Source organism: Pseudomonas sp. LBUM1678 (assembly GCF_059695575.1).
Genome location: NZ_CP166775.1, coordinates 1,301,685 through 1,317,003, shown reverse-complemented (window position 1 = coordinate 1,317,003; position 15,319 = coordinate 1,301,685). Strand labels below are relative to the sequence as shown.

Below are 15,319 nucleotides of genomic sequence, written 5' to 3'. Positions count from 1 at the left end.
ATGGCAGCGACAATATCTGTTAAATGGATTATTAAGATAAGGGTTATCGGTTATATAGATATGCGATTTACTCTCCGTCAACTTCAAGTATTCGTCGCCGTCGCCCAGCAGGAAAGCGTATCCCGTGCTGCGGGTCTGCTCAACCTTTCGCAATCGGCGGCGAGCACCTCGATCACCGAGCTAGAGCGTCAGTCCAGCTGTCAGCTGTTCGACCGCGCCGGCAAACGGCTGAGCCTCAACGCGCTTGGCAAACAGCTATTGCCGCAAGCGGTGGCCCTGCTCGACCAGGCCAAGGAAATCGAAGACTTGCTCAACGGCAAGTCCGGTTTCGGCTCTCTGGCGGTCGGTGCGACCCTGACCATCGGCAATTACCTGGCCACCTTGCTGATCGGCAGCTTCATGCAGCGCCATCCGGAAAGCCAGGTGAAGCTGCACGTGCAGAACACTGCCAACATCGTGCAGCAAGTCGCGCACTATGAAATTGATCTGGGTCTGATCGAAGGCGACTGCAGCCATCCGGACATCGAAGTGCAGAGCTGGGTCGAGGATGAGCTGGTGGTGTTCTGCGCACCGCAGCATCCGCTGGCCAAGCGTGGCAGCGCGACCATGGAAGAACTGACCCACGAGGCCTGGATTCTGCGGGAACAAGGTTCCGGTACGCGACTGACCTTTGACCAGGCCATGCGTCACCATCGCAGCGCGCTGAATATCCGTCTGGAACTGGAGCACACCGAAGCGATCAAGCGCGCGGTGGAATCAGGCCTGGGGATTGGCTGCATTTCGCGCCTGGCGCTGCGCGATGCGTTCCGCCGCGGCAGCCTGGTGCCGGTGGAGACACCGGATCTGGACCTGGCGCGGCAGTTCTATTTCATCTGGCACAAACAGAAATATCAGACGTCGGCGATGCGCGAATTCCTCGACCTGTGCCGCGCCTTCACCGCCGGGGTTCAGCGCAGCGACGAGATCGTGCTGCCCACCATCGCTTAAAGCAGAATCACTGCCCACACCAGCGCGATCATGCTCAACGCCACGAACTGAGCGGCGCTGCCCATGTCTTTGGCGTTCTTGGACAACGGGTGCAATTCAAGAGAGATGCGGTCGATGGCCGCTTCCACTGCCGAATTCAGCAATTCGACGATCAACGCCAACAGGCAGACCGCGATCAGCAATGCCTGCTCGACGCGGCTGACGTTCAGAAAGAACGACAGCGGGATCAGGATGACGTTGAGCAACACCAGTTGCCGAAAAGCCGCTTCGCCGGTGAAAGCTGCGCGCAGGCCGTCCAGCGAATAGCCGGAAGCGTTAAGGATGCGTTTGAGGCCGGTTTGGCCTTTGAATGGAGACATAGAGTAGGCAACTGACCAAAAAGGAGTGGGAAAGCTAGATCAACCAAAGTCAAAAAAGCGTGAACAGGCAACTCTTAGTGGCTAGAAATTGACTCAAGTTGTTGCAAGAGCAACGCAGCCTGGGTGCGAGTGCGCACATTCAGCTTACGAAATATAGCCGTGACATGCGCCTTGATGGTCGCTTCGGAAACGCTCAACTCGTACGCGATCTGCTTGTTCAGCAATCCCTCACAGACCATGGTCAGCACCCGGAACTGCTGCGGCGTCAGGCTGGCAAGGCCTTCACTGGCGGCTTTGGCTTCAGCGGAAACGCTCACGGCTTCGAACGCCTGGGGCGGCCAGAACACATCACCATCAAGCACCGCACGGACGGCTTTCTGGATGACGCTCAGGTCACTGGACTTGGGGATGAAGCCGCTGGCACCGAATTCACGGGATTTCACCATGATCGAAGCCTCTTCCTGGGCCGACACCATGACCACCGGAATCTGCGGGTACTGACCGCGGAGCAGCACCAGCCCGGAAAAACCGTAGGCTCCCGGCATGTTGAGGTCCAGCAGCACCAGATCCCAATCAGATTTTTCGTCCAGTCGGGTTTCCAGCTCGGCAATGCTTGCCACTTCCACCAGACGGACATCCGGACCCAGGCCCAGGGTCAACGCTTGATGCAGGGCGCTACGAAAAAGAGGGTGGTCATCGGCGATCAGGATTTCGTATGTGGCCATTTTTCTAATGATCCTGTTTTTCTAACAACTCAAGGCACAGCCACGGAGCTGCACCAACAGGGCACGTTCAACGCCAATCACGTGGCTATCACGTAAAGAATACGGCGTATCAAACTTTGGCCGCGCCCCAATCGGCGCCAAGCATGCCCAGCGAAACCGGGGTGGTCAAGGTGCATGGCCGGTACAGTTCTTTGCAGTATGGGCGACAATCAGCAGATGACCGGAGCCGTGCTCTGCACGAAAGGCATCAGCTCGGTGTGGGCTGGCGTTGCAACGTTCATGTCCAACTGGTGTTTCGCATCCAGGTAATGCTGGCTGAACACATCGAAATAAGCGTCCAGTGCCGATGCCGCCTCGGTATCACCCGCAAGATCCAGACATAAAGCCGCCACTTCGGCGGTGCACAAATGCTCGCTGCGGGTCGACCGACGCAACCGGTACCGCGACAGTTTCTCGGGCAGCAGGCTCAGGATCGGCAGGCGATCAAAATACGGGCTCTTGCGGAAGATCTTCCGGGCTTCGGTCCAGGTTGCGTCGAGCAGAATGAACAATGGCCGCTTGGTGCTATCGGCTTCGACGGTGTTCGTCACGCGCTCAGGCTCGACGTATTCACCCGGAAAGACCAGATACGGTTGCCACTGCGGGTCGGCCAGCAGCGCCAGCAACTGCGGATCCGTTTCGGTGCGTGACCAGATAAAGGCATGGTTGTCACGCACCACGTCGGCGATCAACCAACCGGTGTTGCTCGGTTTGAACACCTCTTTATTGGTCATGATCAGACACACGCCAGAGCGGGCCTCGACCTGCGGGCGCCAGGCGCACAGGCAGTGACTCTCGATCACGCGGCAGGCACGGCAACGCGGAGCCCTCCAGCCACGGGCCTGAATCGGCTTGATGCCCTCCTCCTCTCGCTCGTCGCGCAAGCGGGCGACGGCGTTTGCAGCAAAGGGTGGGGTTACAGGGCTCATCGCAGGCAGCACCGGAGGGGAAAGAAAATCGACACGAAGAACACTCGACAGGGCACAAAGACGCGGCAGTTTATCAGAGCAGCCGGCGCAAGCCTGTACCGTCCAGGCCTCGTCCCCTATAATTCGCCGCCACTGAACGCACAGTCATGTGACGGGTCGAACCACCAGTCACTGAACCAGGAGAGTTTCATGCTGCGCCTTATCGTTCCCACCGCTGCCATTTTGCTGGCGTCGTCTTTCAGCGCTCAGGCTGCATCCTTGAGTGAGCAGAATCTCAACAGAGAGCTGCGAAACGTCGCCGCTCAAAGCAGTGCTGGCACTCCACGGGCGATCAACGAAGACATTCTTGATCAGGGCTACACCGTCGAAGGCAACACGCTGATCAATCATCTGAGCGTACAAAGCAGCCACGCCAACAAGATGCGTGCTGACCCAAAAGCCGTGTATTTCCAGCTGGGCGCCTCTGTATGCAACAACCCATCGTTCCGCAAGCTGATGGCCAAGGGCGCGGTCATGCGTTACGACTTCACTGAAGTGAAGACCAACCGCTCAGTCGGTTCCGCCAGCTATCAGGAATCGGATTGCCCAAAAGCGGCTCCGGCCAAGAAGAAGTAATCATCGGGAATTGGCGCGCCGCTGTTCATCCTCGGCGCGCAGTTCTGCTACCAATGCCTGCAAATAACGCGAACGCCGCTCAGCGCCTTCCAAACGCCGGCAACACTCTTCTTCAAGACTCAAATGATGGGTCTCGGCGGATGACTTCAGTAATCGATACAGTTGCGTATCGATTTCCAGAATGACTCTGGCCATCGTTTACAGCCTCCCTGCACCTCGCCCTGTTTGAGCGAAAAATCCTTAAACCGCATGAACCGTGCGCCCTGCCTTTGACGCAAAGTTGTCGTGTCACGCCTGTAACTTAGTAAATCAGAGCGTTGGGCCCGTGGCTTGCGTTCAGACGAACGGTGAATTCACCTTGCAAATCGTCAATAAGCGGTTGCCAGGAAAGACTTTGCGGCGCAATGATCAAGTCAGCGAGAATCTCTGCAAGGGTCTAGATTCAGAGTGTTCACGATCACTTTTCAGGGCAGGAAAGGGGCTGCCCGTCGCGTGTCTTGTTGTGCGAATGTTTCTTTCATCCAAGGGAAAAACAGAGCCTGTATGGACGACTCGAACCGAGTCGGGTGGAGCGCCCAGGCATGGGCTTGGGTAGACAGCGACACATGAGGTGTCGCGGCGCTGACGACTGTTTTGTCGGTGCCAAGGGTTCTGTGCAGAAGGAGAAGTTGAATGCCTTACCAACCGAATGACCTCCTGAGCCGTCATTTCGAAGAAAGCGGCCACGACCTCATCAGCAAGGTCGAAGAGCAACTCAACCTGGTTTCACCCAACAGCCCCAACATCCCGATTTACCGCGACATGATCCTGACCGTGCTGCGCATGGCCCAGGAAGATCACAACCGCTGGAATGCCAAGATCACCCTTCAAGCCCTGCGCGAACTGGAGCATGCTTTCCGCGCGCTCGAACAGTTCAGGGGGCGACGCAAGGTCACCGTTTTTGGCTCGGCGCGCACACCGATCGAACACCCGCTGTATGGCCTGGCCCGGGAACTCGGCGCCGCGCTGGCGCGCTCGGACCTGATGGTCATTACCGGTGCCGGTGGCGGCATCATGGCGGCGGCCCATGAGGGTGCCGGCCTGGAACACAGTCTGGGGTTCAATATCACCCTGCCCTTCGAGCAACATGCCAACCCCACCGTTCAAGGCACCGCCAACCTGCTGCCCTTCCACTTCTTCTTTACTCGCAAGCTGTTCTTCGTCAAAGAAGCCGACGCTCTGGTCCTGTGTCCAGGTGGTTTCGGCACCCTGGATGAAGCGCTCGAAGTGCTGACGTTGATTCAGACCGGCAAAAGCCCGCTGGTGCCTGTCGTGCTGCTGGACGCGCCGGGTGGCACGTTCTGGCAAGGCGCGCTGGACTTCATTCACCATCAACTGGAGGAAAACCGCTACATCCTGCCGACCGACATGAAGCTGGTGAGCCTGGTCTACAGCGCCGAAGAAGCGGTGGAGCAGATCAATCAGTTCTACGGCAACTTTCACTCCAGTCGCTGGCTCAAGCATCAGTTCGTGATCCGCATGAACCACAAGCTCAGCGACCAGGCGCTCGAGGACATGCAGGAAGCGTTCGCCGATCTGTGCCTGAGCGACCACTTTCATCAGCATGCCTATAACGGCGAGGAGCACGATGAAGCGCAGTTCAGTCATCTGGCGCGACTGGCCTTCAACTTCAACGCCAGGGATCATGGCCGCCTGCGGGAACTGGTGGACTACATCAACCTGCCGGAAAACTGGGCTCATTCCAAACCCCCGGCGCAACAGCGAACGCGAGAGCCGTCCAAGGTGACGTGAGGCAAAATCGAGGCAAAAAAAAACGGCCCGCTATCGAAATAGCGGGCCGTTTTTATTAATCATCCATTCCCCTACCGCTGAACAAGCGGCCGATCATTTCCATGGAGTATCCCCGATAACTCAGGAAACGCCCTTGCTTGGCGCGTTCCCGGACGTCTATCGGCAGATGCCCGGCAAATTTGCGTCGCCAGGTCTCTTCCAGTTGCTCCTGCCAGTTGATACCGCTCTCGCGTAAGGCGAGTTCGATGTCATTACGTTGCAGGCCGCGCTGGCTCAATTCTTCGCGAATACGCAAAGGGCCGTAGCCGGAACGAGCACGGTAGGAAACGAAACTTTCGAGGTAACGGGATTCGGACAGCAGACCCTCTTCCGTCAAACGGTCGAGTGCTGTGTCAATCATTTCAGGGAGAGCGCCGCGCTGACGCAGTTTACGCGTCAGCTCGACTCGACCGTGCTCGCGTCGTGCGAGCAGGTCCATGGCGGTTCGCCGCACCGCGACGAGTGTATCGAGTACGGCGGTCATCGGATCAATCAGATATCAGCGTCTGCCAGGTCAGCAGCCGTCTCTTTGACTGGCGAGGCTTTGACGTCCGGCGCAGGGGTCAGCAACTTGTCACGCAGTTGCTTCTCGAGCTTGGCGGCGATTTCCGGATTGTCTGCCAGGAACTTGGCCGAGTTAGCCTTGCCCTGACCGATCTTGGTGCCTTCATAGGCATACCACGCGCCGGACTTCTCAACGAAACCGTGCAGCACGCCCAGGTCGATCATCTCGCCGTTGAGGTAGATGCCCTTGCCGTAAAGAATCTGGAACTCGGCCTGACGGAACGGCGAAGCCACCTTGTTCTTCACAACTTTAACGCGGGTTTCGCTACCGACGACTTCATCACCTTCTTTCACCGCGCCAGTACGACGGATGTCCAGACGAACCGAGGCGTAGAACTTCAGCGCGTTACCACCGGTGGTGGTTTCCGGGCTGCCGAACATCACGCCGATCTTCATGCGGATCTGGTTGATGAAGATCACCAGGCAGTTGGCGTTCTTGATGTTACCGGTGATTTTACGCAGCGCCTGGGACATCAGACGGGCCTGCAGGCCCACGTGCATGTCGCCCATTTCGCCTTCGATTTCAGCCTTCGGAACCAGGGCCGCCACGGAGTCGACGATGATCACGTCAACCGCGTTGGAACGCACCAGCATGTCGGTGATTTCCAGTGCTTGCTCGCCGGTGTCCGGCTGGGAAACCAGCAGGTCGTCGACGTTGACGCCCAGTTTGCCGGCGTATTCAGGGTCGAGGGCGTGTTCGGCGTCGACGAATGCGCAGGTCGCTCCGGCTTTTTGAGCCTGGGCGATCACCGACAGCGTCAGCGTGGTTTTACCGGAAGATTCAGGACCGTAGATTTCAACGATACGGCCTTTTGGCAGACCGCCAATGCCGAGCGCGATGTCCAGACCCAGAGAGCCAGTGGAGATAGCCGGGATCGCCTGACGGTCCTGATCGCCCATACGCATTACGGCACCCTTGCCGAATTGACGTTCGATCTGACCCAGGGCCGCAGCCAAGGCTTTCTTCTTGTTGTCGTCCATTAAAGTCCTCACGTAATCAATAAGGCCTGACGGCCAACACCTGTATAAGTAGCCAGTATTATTCCACAGCGTTTCAGGATCGCCTACCCCTGATTTGAGATTTCTCCAGCGGCATGACGCAGCAGCCCCTCTAGCGCGGCCTTAACCGTTTGTCGGCGGACCTCATCGCGGTTACCGGCGAAGTGCTGTACCTCGCTGAACAGCTGCTCACCGACGCCCCAGGCCAGCCAGACCGTGCCGACCGGCTTGTTCGGAGAACCGCCATCCGGGCCGGCCACACCGCTGACCGCCACGGCAAAATGCGCCCGGCTTTTTTCCTGCGCGCCACGGACCATTGCCTCGACCACCTCGCGACTGACCGCGCCCACCGTAGGGAACAACTCGGGAGGAACGTTCAATTGCTCGGTTTTCTGCCGATTGGAATACGTCACATAACCGGCCTCGAACCACGCCGAACTCCCCGGAATGCGAGTGATCGCCTCCGAGATCCCACCGCCGGTACACGACTCGGCAGCGGTGACGTGGGCATTCAGAACCTGCAAGCGCCTGCCAAGTTCAGCGGCCAGTTGAGTGATTTCTTTCACGGTCATCTCCTGAGCGAGCGGAATGAGCACTACCGTACACGAGCAGATTGCGCTTGCAAGGCACAGGGTCGATCAAAATGTTAGCGAGCGACGGCTCTGACGTACGCCTGACAAGCCTGCAAAGCAATCAGTCCGCTGTCGCCGGCGTCGGTGATGGCGATAATTCGTTGAGCATGCGCCGGGTCAAGTCGGGCTCGCGGGGCGCCATTATCCAGGCTGCCGGTGCTGGCAGAGGCTGGCACTGAGTTGCCTGAGGCAATGTCGCCGGTTTCGAGGAGGACTGACAGGCGCAGATCAGCAGTGGCAAGACGATCGCGCAGGCGACCTTGATCACGTTGGGCATCGCTTAGCGCTCGGTAATGGGTTAGTTCACTGGCCGACAGACGCTGCTCCAATGCCAGACGTTTGTCCTGCTCGACCTGTTGCTGAGTCGCGGCGGCCAGCGTCAGTTGATTCAGTGCCTCGGCGTGCAGCCTGACCTGTTCTGCGAGTTGCCGGCCGTACCGCCAATCCTGAACGTGCCAGGCCAGCGCCGCCGAGCCGCCGGCCAACACCACCAGAAACACAAAAAGGCCGATTGCCCGGTAAGAAAACGGCATCAGACCGAAGGCTGGCATAAAACCGCCCTCGCCCGCGCCCAGAGTTGCAGGCGATCCTGTAATCCGTTCAGGCCGCCATTGATGCGGCGAGTGATGCTGTTGAACTGATCGCGGTCGGCCAGTTCGTTGAGGCCGTTCTGCTGCCAGAACCAGGCAGCTGATTCGGCGGCCCATTGGGGTTTTTCCAGCAGCTCCGGCAGAAACAACAAGCGGTCGTCACCGAACAGTCCGAGACTGCATTGGCGGTAATTGTCGTGACCGGTGATCTGGATCAGGCCGCGGCCGCGATACTTTTGGCCGTCGCCGTCGAGCGCTGGAGTATTACCCAAACGGGAGGCCAACGTGCCTGTGTCGTACTTGCTTAAATACTGATCACTGCCGAGTTCACGCACGTACTGCAACTGGCCTGACTCATGACCGACTTGCGCGAGGAACGCGGCGATGCGTTTCGGGGTGTTGATGCTGAAACGAAGCATGGCAGTGTTGAGAGCAGAAATGAAAACGCCCGCTTGGGAGCGGGCGTTGGGCATGATGGTTTCCAGCAGTTGTTGCGTAATAGTCATGGTTATACCCATAGACCGGATGGAGAAGTCATTCGGTCGCCACCAGTAGAAATCAGTTCATATCCTTTAGGACCGCGCATCCAGACAGGTCGCCTCGATCGAACAGCGATAGCTGTTCTGACGACTGCCGCTGGCCGTTACCTTGTCGATTGACCAACGACCGCGCATGAAATCGGGCCACGTACTGTCCAGCAGCACCAGACCTTCGGCGGACAATCCTGGATTGCCGGGGCAGTCGATCTTCACCTTCAATGCTTCACGCATCATCCGGCGCACCTCGCCTTCACCGGCGGCCCGGGCATCGCCTGCGCTTTGATAGCGTTGACGAAGGGTCTTGAACGGCGCGATGCCGCTTTCCTCGACACGCACTTTACCGGCCGCTGCATCCCACCAACTGGTCTTGCAGCCCTGGTATTTTGCTCGCGCGGTTTCTTCGAGTGTTGCCGCAATAAAAGACTGTTCGCCCGGCCGATTGTTGGTCGTCACAGAGAGCTTTATGTCCGGCATGACGTTGCCCGACAGCGACTTCGCCTGACCACGTCGTGCCAGCACATACAGATCGTTGATCGGCTTGGCGACACCGTCATGGAGGCAGGCAAGCCGGGTCAGAAAACCCATGTCCGTCTCGTTGGACTGGTCGATATGTTCAATCTTGATTTGCGCCAGATCAGGAGCCACGCGCGGTGAAAATCCATGCCTGGACGTCAACTGGCGAAACAGCGTCCCCACGGTTGTCGGACCGTGGCTGACCGATCGGCGCTGCTTGAAGCCGGTCTCATCCGCGGCACTGAACGGTGCCGCCGTGGCCACCAGCGTCATACGCAGGGGAAACAGCGTCGGCGTGCGCCGTGTGACGACGAACTCACCCTTATCAACCAGACCCGACTCCACATAGCCCACTCGCAAGCCGATTTTTCCGCCCAGGCTCGGCAGTCCTTCGAGTCCTTCCAGGTTAATTGCAAGCGTCAGTTGATCGGACTCTATCCCCGCCGCATCGATGTGCTGCCATGAAATCAGGCGCTCGTTGAGCAGCGCAGCATTCGCGCCGTAGATCTCCACCGAGGGTGTGAAACCAAGTGACATGTTGCCTCCTTAATCCCAGGCCGACGCCGGCTTGGGTGCAATCGGTTTTGCATCGAGTTCAGGCAGGAGAACCCGCACACCCGCCGGCAATACCGGGGCATATTCGGCGAGCCCCGGATTGAGACGCCAAAGCGCCTCCTCGGCTGCATCGTCACAACGCTCAAGCGCCCGATACAGCAGCAGATTCACCGAATCTCCGGCAATACTTCGAACGTTACGCATTGGCAAACTCCAATAAATCGATCGTCCACTCGACCACCATCGCAGTGCCGTCATCAATCACGCTGCCTTGGGTTTCCGTCACCGTGATGATCTGCCATAGACCCCAATTGCGGCTGATGCCGTCAACCAACGGCACCGGGACGCGCAGCGCCTGCAATGCACGCAACTCGTCAAGCCGGTCCATCGCCGTCGCGTACATCGATTTGCCCGATATCTTCAACGTTTGCAGGCCTTGGCCGGTCTGACTGGCGATGGGTTTGCTGTTCTGAATATCGATGCTTTTCCATCCACCATCCGAACCGCGCACCAAGCTGCTGTAAGCGAAGTTTCTGGACAGGCCGAAAATAAAATTGCCCAACACCATTTGCTGACGCATCAGGTACCTCCGTCGGTCAGGGCCGCGTCACTTCGCATGGCGAGTGAGTTAGGCAGGGTCATAAGTGCGAATTGGCCGGTAATCTGCTGCACCACCAGGTTCGCCAACTGACTGGCGCTGGCCTGATCCTGGCCATTGATGTAGATGTTCGCCGTCATCGAGTTCTGCTGATTGCTCGTCTGGGCGCTGGTCAGGTCTTTGCTGACCTGATCCGGAGCGGCGAGTTGGTCGGCAGGTGCAGCGAGTTTTTCACCCAGCCAGCTACCCGACTCCCCACCAATCCAGCTCCCTGCCAATCCGCCGCCGACCGCACCTATCGCTCCGCCAATGGCCGTGCCAAGGGGACCGAATAAGGTACCCTCAGCGGCGCCGATGGCACCTCCTGCCGAGGCCCCCGCCCAGCCACCACCAGCGGTTCCCAGGCCAGTGCCGACCATCTTGAGGTCGCCACTCATTGTTCCTTCAATCACATCGGGGGCGGCCTTTAACGCAAATGCGCCAGGTAAAAAACGCTTGAATACGCCCAATGAAGCACTCGTGCCTTTCAGAGAATTGCCGGTGAGACGGGGAGCCTCGCCGCCCAATACTCGCTTGGCCGCCCGACTGGTCATCTCATCCATTACGGCTTTGGACAGCGCCCCCACCAGCGGTTTGATCGCTGCTGCAACCAGCACAATTGCAGCGGTGGCTTTAGGCGAGGTTTCAGCAAATTCACTCAAGCTATCAACCAGCAAACCAAGCGAGTGGATCGAGCTATCCGTCGCAGGTGCCAGCGCATCGCCCATGGCCACCGACAGATGATCAGTGCGTGCGCTCAAGACGTTCAACTGGCCTTGCCGGGTTTTCGACAGCGCGAGTGCGTCTTGCCTTACCGACCCCTTGTCACCCAGTTCCGACGTGGCGTACTGGGCTTTGTCTTTCACCTGCCAGAAGGCGGCATTCACCTCGGCAAGGTTTTGCGCCATGCGCAGTGCCGCCTGATCGCTATTGCCAAATAGCGTAGAGGCCAGCGTGGAGCGTTTCTCGGCAGGTTGCGCGTTCAAGGCCGCCAGCACCGACATCACCGTGCCAGGTGCCGCGTCCTTGTCACGCAAGCCGCTCGCCACCGCTTTCGGCTCCAGCCCCAGCTGCTTCCAGGCCACCTGCTCGGTTTTGGAGGCCTGATCCCCCTTGCCCATGGCAGTGGCGATGTCTTTTAGCGCTACGCCGGCATCAGCCTTTTGCGTACCGGTGTTCAACAATGCCGTCGTTAACGCGGCGGCTTGCGCGGGTGCCAGGCCTGCTGCTGTAGCAGCACTACCATCACGCTGCAAAACGGCGCCGATGTCAGCTGCTTTCGCACCACGGGGTATCTTGCCCAACTGGTTGACTGCATCCGCCAGGTCAAAGGCTTGAGCACCGTTGAGCTTCATGGAGGTGCGCCAGTCGACCATCATCTCTGCCACATTCATGCCCGGCATTTTGAACGCGGACGCAGCGACGCCAGCATCACTGGCGAAGCGCAGCAGCTCAAACTGTCGGTCCGAAGCATTGGGCAGATCACCCGCGATTCCTGCCTCGGCGGCCAGACTTGCAATCCGCACCAAATCAACCGCTTTAGTCCCTCCGGCCGCCACCAGCGGAGCGCTGGCGATGCGCTGGGTTTCCTGCGCCATCTCTTCGCTCTGGCGCGGAGTAAATTGGCCTGCCTGCTTCAGATCGGCCCTGGCCGAATCCATCGCTATCGCGGGTTTAAGCAGGTCCGGCGGTTCGATAAGGCTACCCGACTTGCCCGCACTCTTCTGCTCGCAGGCCGACTCACACTTTTGACCGGCTCCCGTTGCCTGCGGTAACAAACGTTGCGACGAAAGTTTCAAGGTCAACGATTCAATAGCCGTGGTCAGCAGGCTGAGCTTGAGCCCGACGTTTTCCAGCGCCAGACCGAGGCCAGGCATTTGATCCCTGGCGGACGTGCCCGCACCTGGTGCTGACACAACGCTTGTGGTTGCAGTAGTCAGGCCGGTATTTCCGAACGCCAACCCACCGTTATCGACGGCTGCGTATTTGAGCGAATATCTATCGTCCGCCATCCCGCTCTACTCCTGTTTCACGCCAAGGCGAGTGATCGCGATGTCGTAGCGGCGCAATGCCTTGCCGGCGTCCCATTCCAGAATTTCCGCCTCACTTACCAAGTAAATGAGCGGCACGACATCGAGGATTACTTCGATGTCGCGCTCCGAAAGTAGTCCGCCGGTTTGTTTAAAAAATCGTCGATGCGTACCTGAAGCTGTGTCCAGTCGGGCACCGTCAACAGATCCAGATCGGGAATCATCAGGTCGGTGCAATGAGCGGTGATGAACTCGGCGCGCTCTTTGGGCGTTTTCAGTTTCTTCATCGCCTTGGTGGCGCGCAGTACCGGCATCTCCAGAGTGAGCGAGGTCAGGCTTCGGCCCGCAGCGTTGAGCGGCTGCAGCAGTTGCACTTGGTCGGGATCGTCCAATGCGGCGTCAGCTTCGGTGTCCAGCTGTAGAAAATACGACGCCGGACGAGTCGACATCTCATGCACGTACTGCGCGATGCTCACGTAGTCCGGGCGTTTGAGCTGGTCGAGCTCCTTGACCGACAGGCCGGTGGCCAATTTGGCCAGCTCGAAGAACTGATCGTCTTCGTCATCGCCGGCGCGGGCCAGGGCTTCTTTCTGTGCGGCGTAATACAGCGGCTTGAGTTGGATCAGTTCGATCCCTGATCCGTCATCACCGGTAATCGGTGACAACAGTTCATGTTTGGGTGGCATCCAGGACATGTAAGAAATTCCTTGGTGATTCATGAAAGGGTGCTGCGCAGGGAACTGTTCGCCACAATCCTTGTGGGAGCGAGCCTGCTCGCGATAGCGTCGGGGCAGTCAACAATGATGTTGAAAGTGAAGCCCTCATCGCGAGCAGGCTCGCTCCCACAGGTAGTGCGCTATGGCTGGTCCTGGTGTTACGGGATCAGCACAGCGCGACGGGCGCCACCGAGAATGTCCACGCCGTTGAGCACGAACTTTTGTGTGCGCACGTCGATGTCGATCACGGGGATGCCGTTTTCGAGACGGTTGTAGGTGCGGCAGGACAGCTCGAGGGTGGTCTTGGGTTTGTCGTTCATTTTGAGGACGGCTTCCTCAAGGGATTTCAACTTGCCGCCGACGGTGTGGTAGGTGAACCAGGTGTTACCGTCCTGATCCTGACCGGCTTCACGCACGTTCAGCAGAATATCGTCGCCCAGCTTCACGCCGAGGGCGAGCATGATCTCCGGTCCGGCGCCTTGCAGGATCAGCTTGGAGGTCAGCGCCTTGCCACTTTTGGCCATTTCTTCGCCGATGAAGCGGCCGCCGACCATGTTTTCCATCTCGAACTCGATCTTCGGCGGGGTAAATTCTTCCACCGTCGCCGACAACGGCAGGCCTTGCAGGGTGGCCGCGATGGCCTGTCTTACGCGGTTGGTAAACATTAGAGAACGTCCTCCAGGAACTGCTCGATGATTTCATCGCGGGCATTGAGTTGATAAACCATGTGTTCGTTCGGCGCGTAGCGGCCGTAGTCGATGACGATGAACCATGTGCCGTTTTTGTACTTCTCGACGCTGTTCAATTCCGGGTGCAGATACACGCTACCGCCCGGGATGGTTTCGTCGGCGACCAGGGTTTGCAGCCAGTCGTTGATGCGCTTGACCTCCTGATCCATGAACGACTTGGTCAGGTTTTTCGCCATGGCTTTCTGGCCGGCCTTGACCAGCTTGCGGCTGATCGCATCTTCGAGGCCGACGTAGCTGATGAACTTGCCGGTGATGGAGCGGTTACCCAGCAGCGAGAAACCGCCGAGGATGGTCCGGGCGTAGTAGCTGATGCCGTAGCGATTGAGCAGATCGCCTTCAGTGGATTTGTCGAGGATGTTGTATTCCACGACCCGCGACACGTCCTCGGCATAGGTCACCTGGTTGCCCGGGCTCTCCCACTGCTTGACCTTGGCCAGGGCGGCGATGGCCAGGCTCGATGGCGAGAGGAACACGTTTTTCTTCGCTGCCTTGGAGTACACCGACGGCATGTTGTGCACCAGCAGGCAGCGGTCAAAACCGAGGTCCGCACCGCCCAGTTCCTGGCTGTAAGTCACTTGATCGGCCACCGCGGCGTCCTTGCCGTCGAGTACCACGCGCGCCTTGATGCGCTTGCCGAAGGAAGCGAACTCGCTGGCCACGGCTTTGGTGCCGGTGAAGCCTGGTGCGCCGATGATGGTCAGGTCTTCGGACACGCCGCTCAACGCGGCCAGGCCCAGTTTGCGACCGGTCACTGGCTCGATGCCGCCGATCACGTTATTCACAGTGTCCGCCGGGGCCGTGCCCTCTTCGACGATGACCACGTAGACCGGCACTTTCACCACTTTCAGGATCTGGTACACCGCGTGGAACAACGTGCCCGACTCGGTGCCGGTCGGATCGAGCAGTGCCTGGGTGGTGAAGCTGTTGATGCGAAACGGAGAATTGCGCGGAATCAGAGGATCGGCTTTCGGCGCAGTGCCGATCAGTCCGATGACATTGTCACCCAGGCCACCCATGGCCTCGGGGGATTCGGTGGCATTGACGGTGATGCCGTTGTGCTCGAAGTTCAAAACCTCAGCCATGGTTATTCAGCCTTCTTGGCAGCGGCCTTCACGGCCTTGGTGGATGTGGATTTCAGCTCCAGACGACCGGCGCTGAGCAGTGCGTTGGCCTCGACATCGAGCAGGTCCAGCTCTTGACCGGTGGTGGACCAGTGACCGCGCCCGACGGGGAACGGGACGAGGACGGTGTAGGTTTGGCGTTCTGCCATTTGGGTTTCTCCAAATATGAAAAAGCCCCTTTGTTTGAGGA

The 15,319-nt window shown here is 58.7% G+C and carries 20 protein-coding genes; 3 read left to right on the top strand and 17 right to left on the bottom strand.

Features of this window, described 5'->3' with window-relative positions; all coding sequences use genetic code 11:
* Positions 1-60 precede the first annotated feature (60 nt).
* Positions 61-987, top strand: coding sequence for a LysR family transcriptional regulator (locus ACA070_RS05825; RefSeq protein WP_401357356.1), 927 nt, complete (start codon positions 61-63; stop codon positions 985-987).
* Here ACA070_RS05825 and ACA070_RS05820 read toward each other — a convergent pair.
* The 3 genes from ACA070_RS05820 to ACA070_RS05810 form a co-directional block, all read right to left on the bottom strand.
* A complete protein-coding gene (locus tag ACA070_RS05820) occupies positions 984-1,346 on the bottom strand; it encodes a diacylglycerol kinase (RefSeq protein WP_008010143.1) in 363 nt (120 codons plus the stop codon). The genes ACA070_RS05825 and ACA070_RS05820 overlap by 4 nt on opposite strands.
* Before the next feature lie 74 nt (positions 1,347-1,420).
* Positions 1,421-2,071 carry a response regulator transcription factor ErdR gene (gene erdR / locus ACA070_RS05815; RefSeq protein WP_010462704.1) on the bottom strand — a complete coding sequence of 217 codons (651 nt, stop codon included), beginning with the start codon at positions 2,069-2,071 and terminating at the stop codon, positions 1,421-1,423.
* A gap of 209 nt (positions 2,072-2,280) precedes the next feature.
* Positions 2,281-3,039, bottom strand: coding sequence for a tRNA-uridine aminocarboxypropyltransferase (locus tag ACA070_RS05810; protein ID WP_497450389.1), 759 nt, complete (start codon positions 3,037-3,039; stop codon positions 2,281-2,283).
* A gap of 189 nt (positions 3,040-3,228) precedes the next feature.
* On the opposite strand from ACA070_RS05810, the gene ACA070_RS05805 reads away from it, so the two are divergent.
* Positions 3,229-3,654 (top strand): PA3611 family quorum-sensing-regulated virulence factor, encoded by a 426-nt coding sequence (locus ACA070_RS05805; RefSeq protein WP_497450388.1) that lies wholly within the window; start codon positions 3,229-3,231, stop codon positions 3,652-3,654.
* On the opposite strand, the gene ACA070_RS05800 is transcribed toward ACA070_RS05805, so the two are convergent.
* Positions 3,655-3,849: a hypothetical protein gene (locus ACA070_RS05800; RefSeq protein WP_462025857.1), complete on the bottom strand. Its 195-nt coding sequence runs from the start codon at positions 3,847-3,849 to the stop codon at positions 3,655-3,657.
* A 477-nt stretch (positions 3,850-4,326) separates the two neighbouring features.
* Here ACA070_RS05800 and ACA070_RS05795 point away from each other — a divergent pair, with 477 nt between their 5' ends.
* Positions 4,327-5,445, top strand: coding sequence for an LOG family protein (locus ACA070_RS05795; RefSeq protein WP_497450387.1), 1,119 nt, complete (start codon positions 4,327-4,329; stop codon positions 5,443-5,445).
* A 55-nt stretch (positions 5,446-5,500) separates the two neighbouring features.
* Here the strand turns inward: ACA070_RS05795 and recX are convergent, their stop codons facing one another.
* From recX to ACA070_RS05730, 13 genes are all read right to left on the bottom strand, one after another.
* Positions 5,501-5,968 carry a recombination regulator RecX gene (gene recX / locus ACA070_RS05790; RefSeq protein ID WP_219096805.1) on the bottom strand — a complete coding sequence of 156 codons (468 nt, stop codon included), beginning with the start codon at positions 5,966-5,968 and terminating at the stop codon, positions 5,501-5,503.
* An 8-nt stretch (positions 5,969-5,976) separates the two neighbouring features.
* On the bottom strand, positions 5,977-7,029 hold the full coding sequence (recA, locus tag ACA070_RS05785) for a recombinase RecA (protein WP_497450386.1): 1,053 nt from the start codon (positions 7,027-7,029) through the stop codon (positions 5,977-5,979).
* Positions 7,030-7,112: 83 nt separating this feature from the next.
* Positions 7,113-7,613 (bottom strand): CinA family protein, encoded by a 501-nt coding sequence (locus tag ACA070_RS05780; protein ID WP_497450385.1) that lies wholly within the window; start codon positions 7,611-7,613, stop codon positions 7,113-7,115.
* Between the two features lie 80 nt (positions 7,614-7,693).
* On the bottom strand, positions 7,694-8,230 hold the full coding sequence (locus ACA070_RS05775; protein ID WP_497450384.1) for a lysis system spanin subunit: 537 nt from the start codon (positions 8,228-8,230) through the stop codon (positions 7,694-7,696).
* A complete protein-coding gene (locus tag ACA070_RS05770) occupies positions 8,212-8,775 on the bottom strand; it encodes a glycoside hydrolase family 19 protein (RefSeq protein WP_497450383.1) in 564 nt (187 codons plus the stop codon). The genes ACA070_RS05775 and ACA070_RS05770 overlap by 19 nt, the downstream gene beginning before the upstream one ends.
* 66 nt (positions 8,776-8,841) lie before the next feature.
* Positions 8,842-9,858, bottom strand: a complete 1,017-nt coding sequence (locus tag ACA070_RS05765) for a phage late control D family protein (protein ID WP_497450382.1) — start codon at positions 9,856-9,858, stop codon at positions 8,842-8,844.
* 9 nt (positions 9,859-9,867) lie between these two features.
* The gene (locus ACA070_RS05760) at positions 9,868-10,080 is read right to left on the bottom strand and encodes a tail protein X (RefSeq protein ID WP_497450381.1); all 213 of its coding nucleotides are present in this window, start codon (positions 10,078-10,080) and stop codon (positions 9,868-9,870) included.
* Positions 10,073-10,456 (bottom strand): phage tail protein, encoded by a 384-nt coding sequence (locus ACA070_RS05755; RefSeq protein WP_497450380.1) that lies wholly within the window; start codon positions 10,454-10,456, stop codon positions 10,073-10,075. Before ACA070_RS05755 ends, ACA070_RS05760 begins: the two co-directional genes overlap by 8 nt.
* Positions 10,456-12,525: a phage tail tape measure protein gene (locus ACA070_RS05750; protein WP_497450379.1), complete on the bottom strand. Its 2,070-nt coding sequence runs from the start codon at positions 12,523-12,525 to the stop codon at positions 10,456-10,458. Before ACA070_RS05750 ends, ACA070_RS05755 begins: the two co-directional genes overlap by 1 nt.
* Positions 12,526-12,653: 128 nt before the next feature.
* Positions 12,654-13,238, bottom strand: coding sequence for a phage tail assembly protein (locus ACA070_RS05745; RefSeq protein ID WP_497450378.1), 585 nt, complete (start codon positions 13,236-13,238; stop codon positions 12,654-12,656).
* 179 nt (positions 13,239-13,417) lie between these two features.
* A complete protein-coding gene (locus tag ACA070_RS05740; protein ID WP_497450377.1) occupies positions 13,418-13,924 on the bottom strand; it encodes a phage major tail tube protein in 507 nt (168 codons plus the stop codon).
* Positions 13,924-15,090, bottom strand: coding sequence for a phage tail sheath protein (locus ACA070_RS05735; protein WP_497450376.1), 1,167 nt, complete (start codon positions 15,088-15,090; stop codon positions 13,924-13,926). The genes ACA070_RS05740 and ACA070_RS05735 overlap by 1 nt, the downstream gene beginning before the upstream one ends.
* A 2-nt stretch (positions 15,091-15,092) precedes the next feature.
* Entirely contained in the window at positions 15,093-15,278 is a 186-nt protein-coding gene (locus ACA070_RS05730) for a hypothetical protein (protein WP_497450375.1), read from the bottom strand.
* Positions 15,279-15,319: the final 41 nt, after the last annotated feature.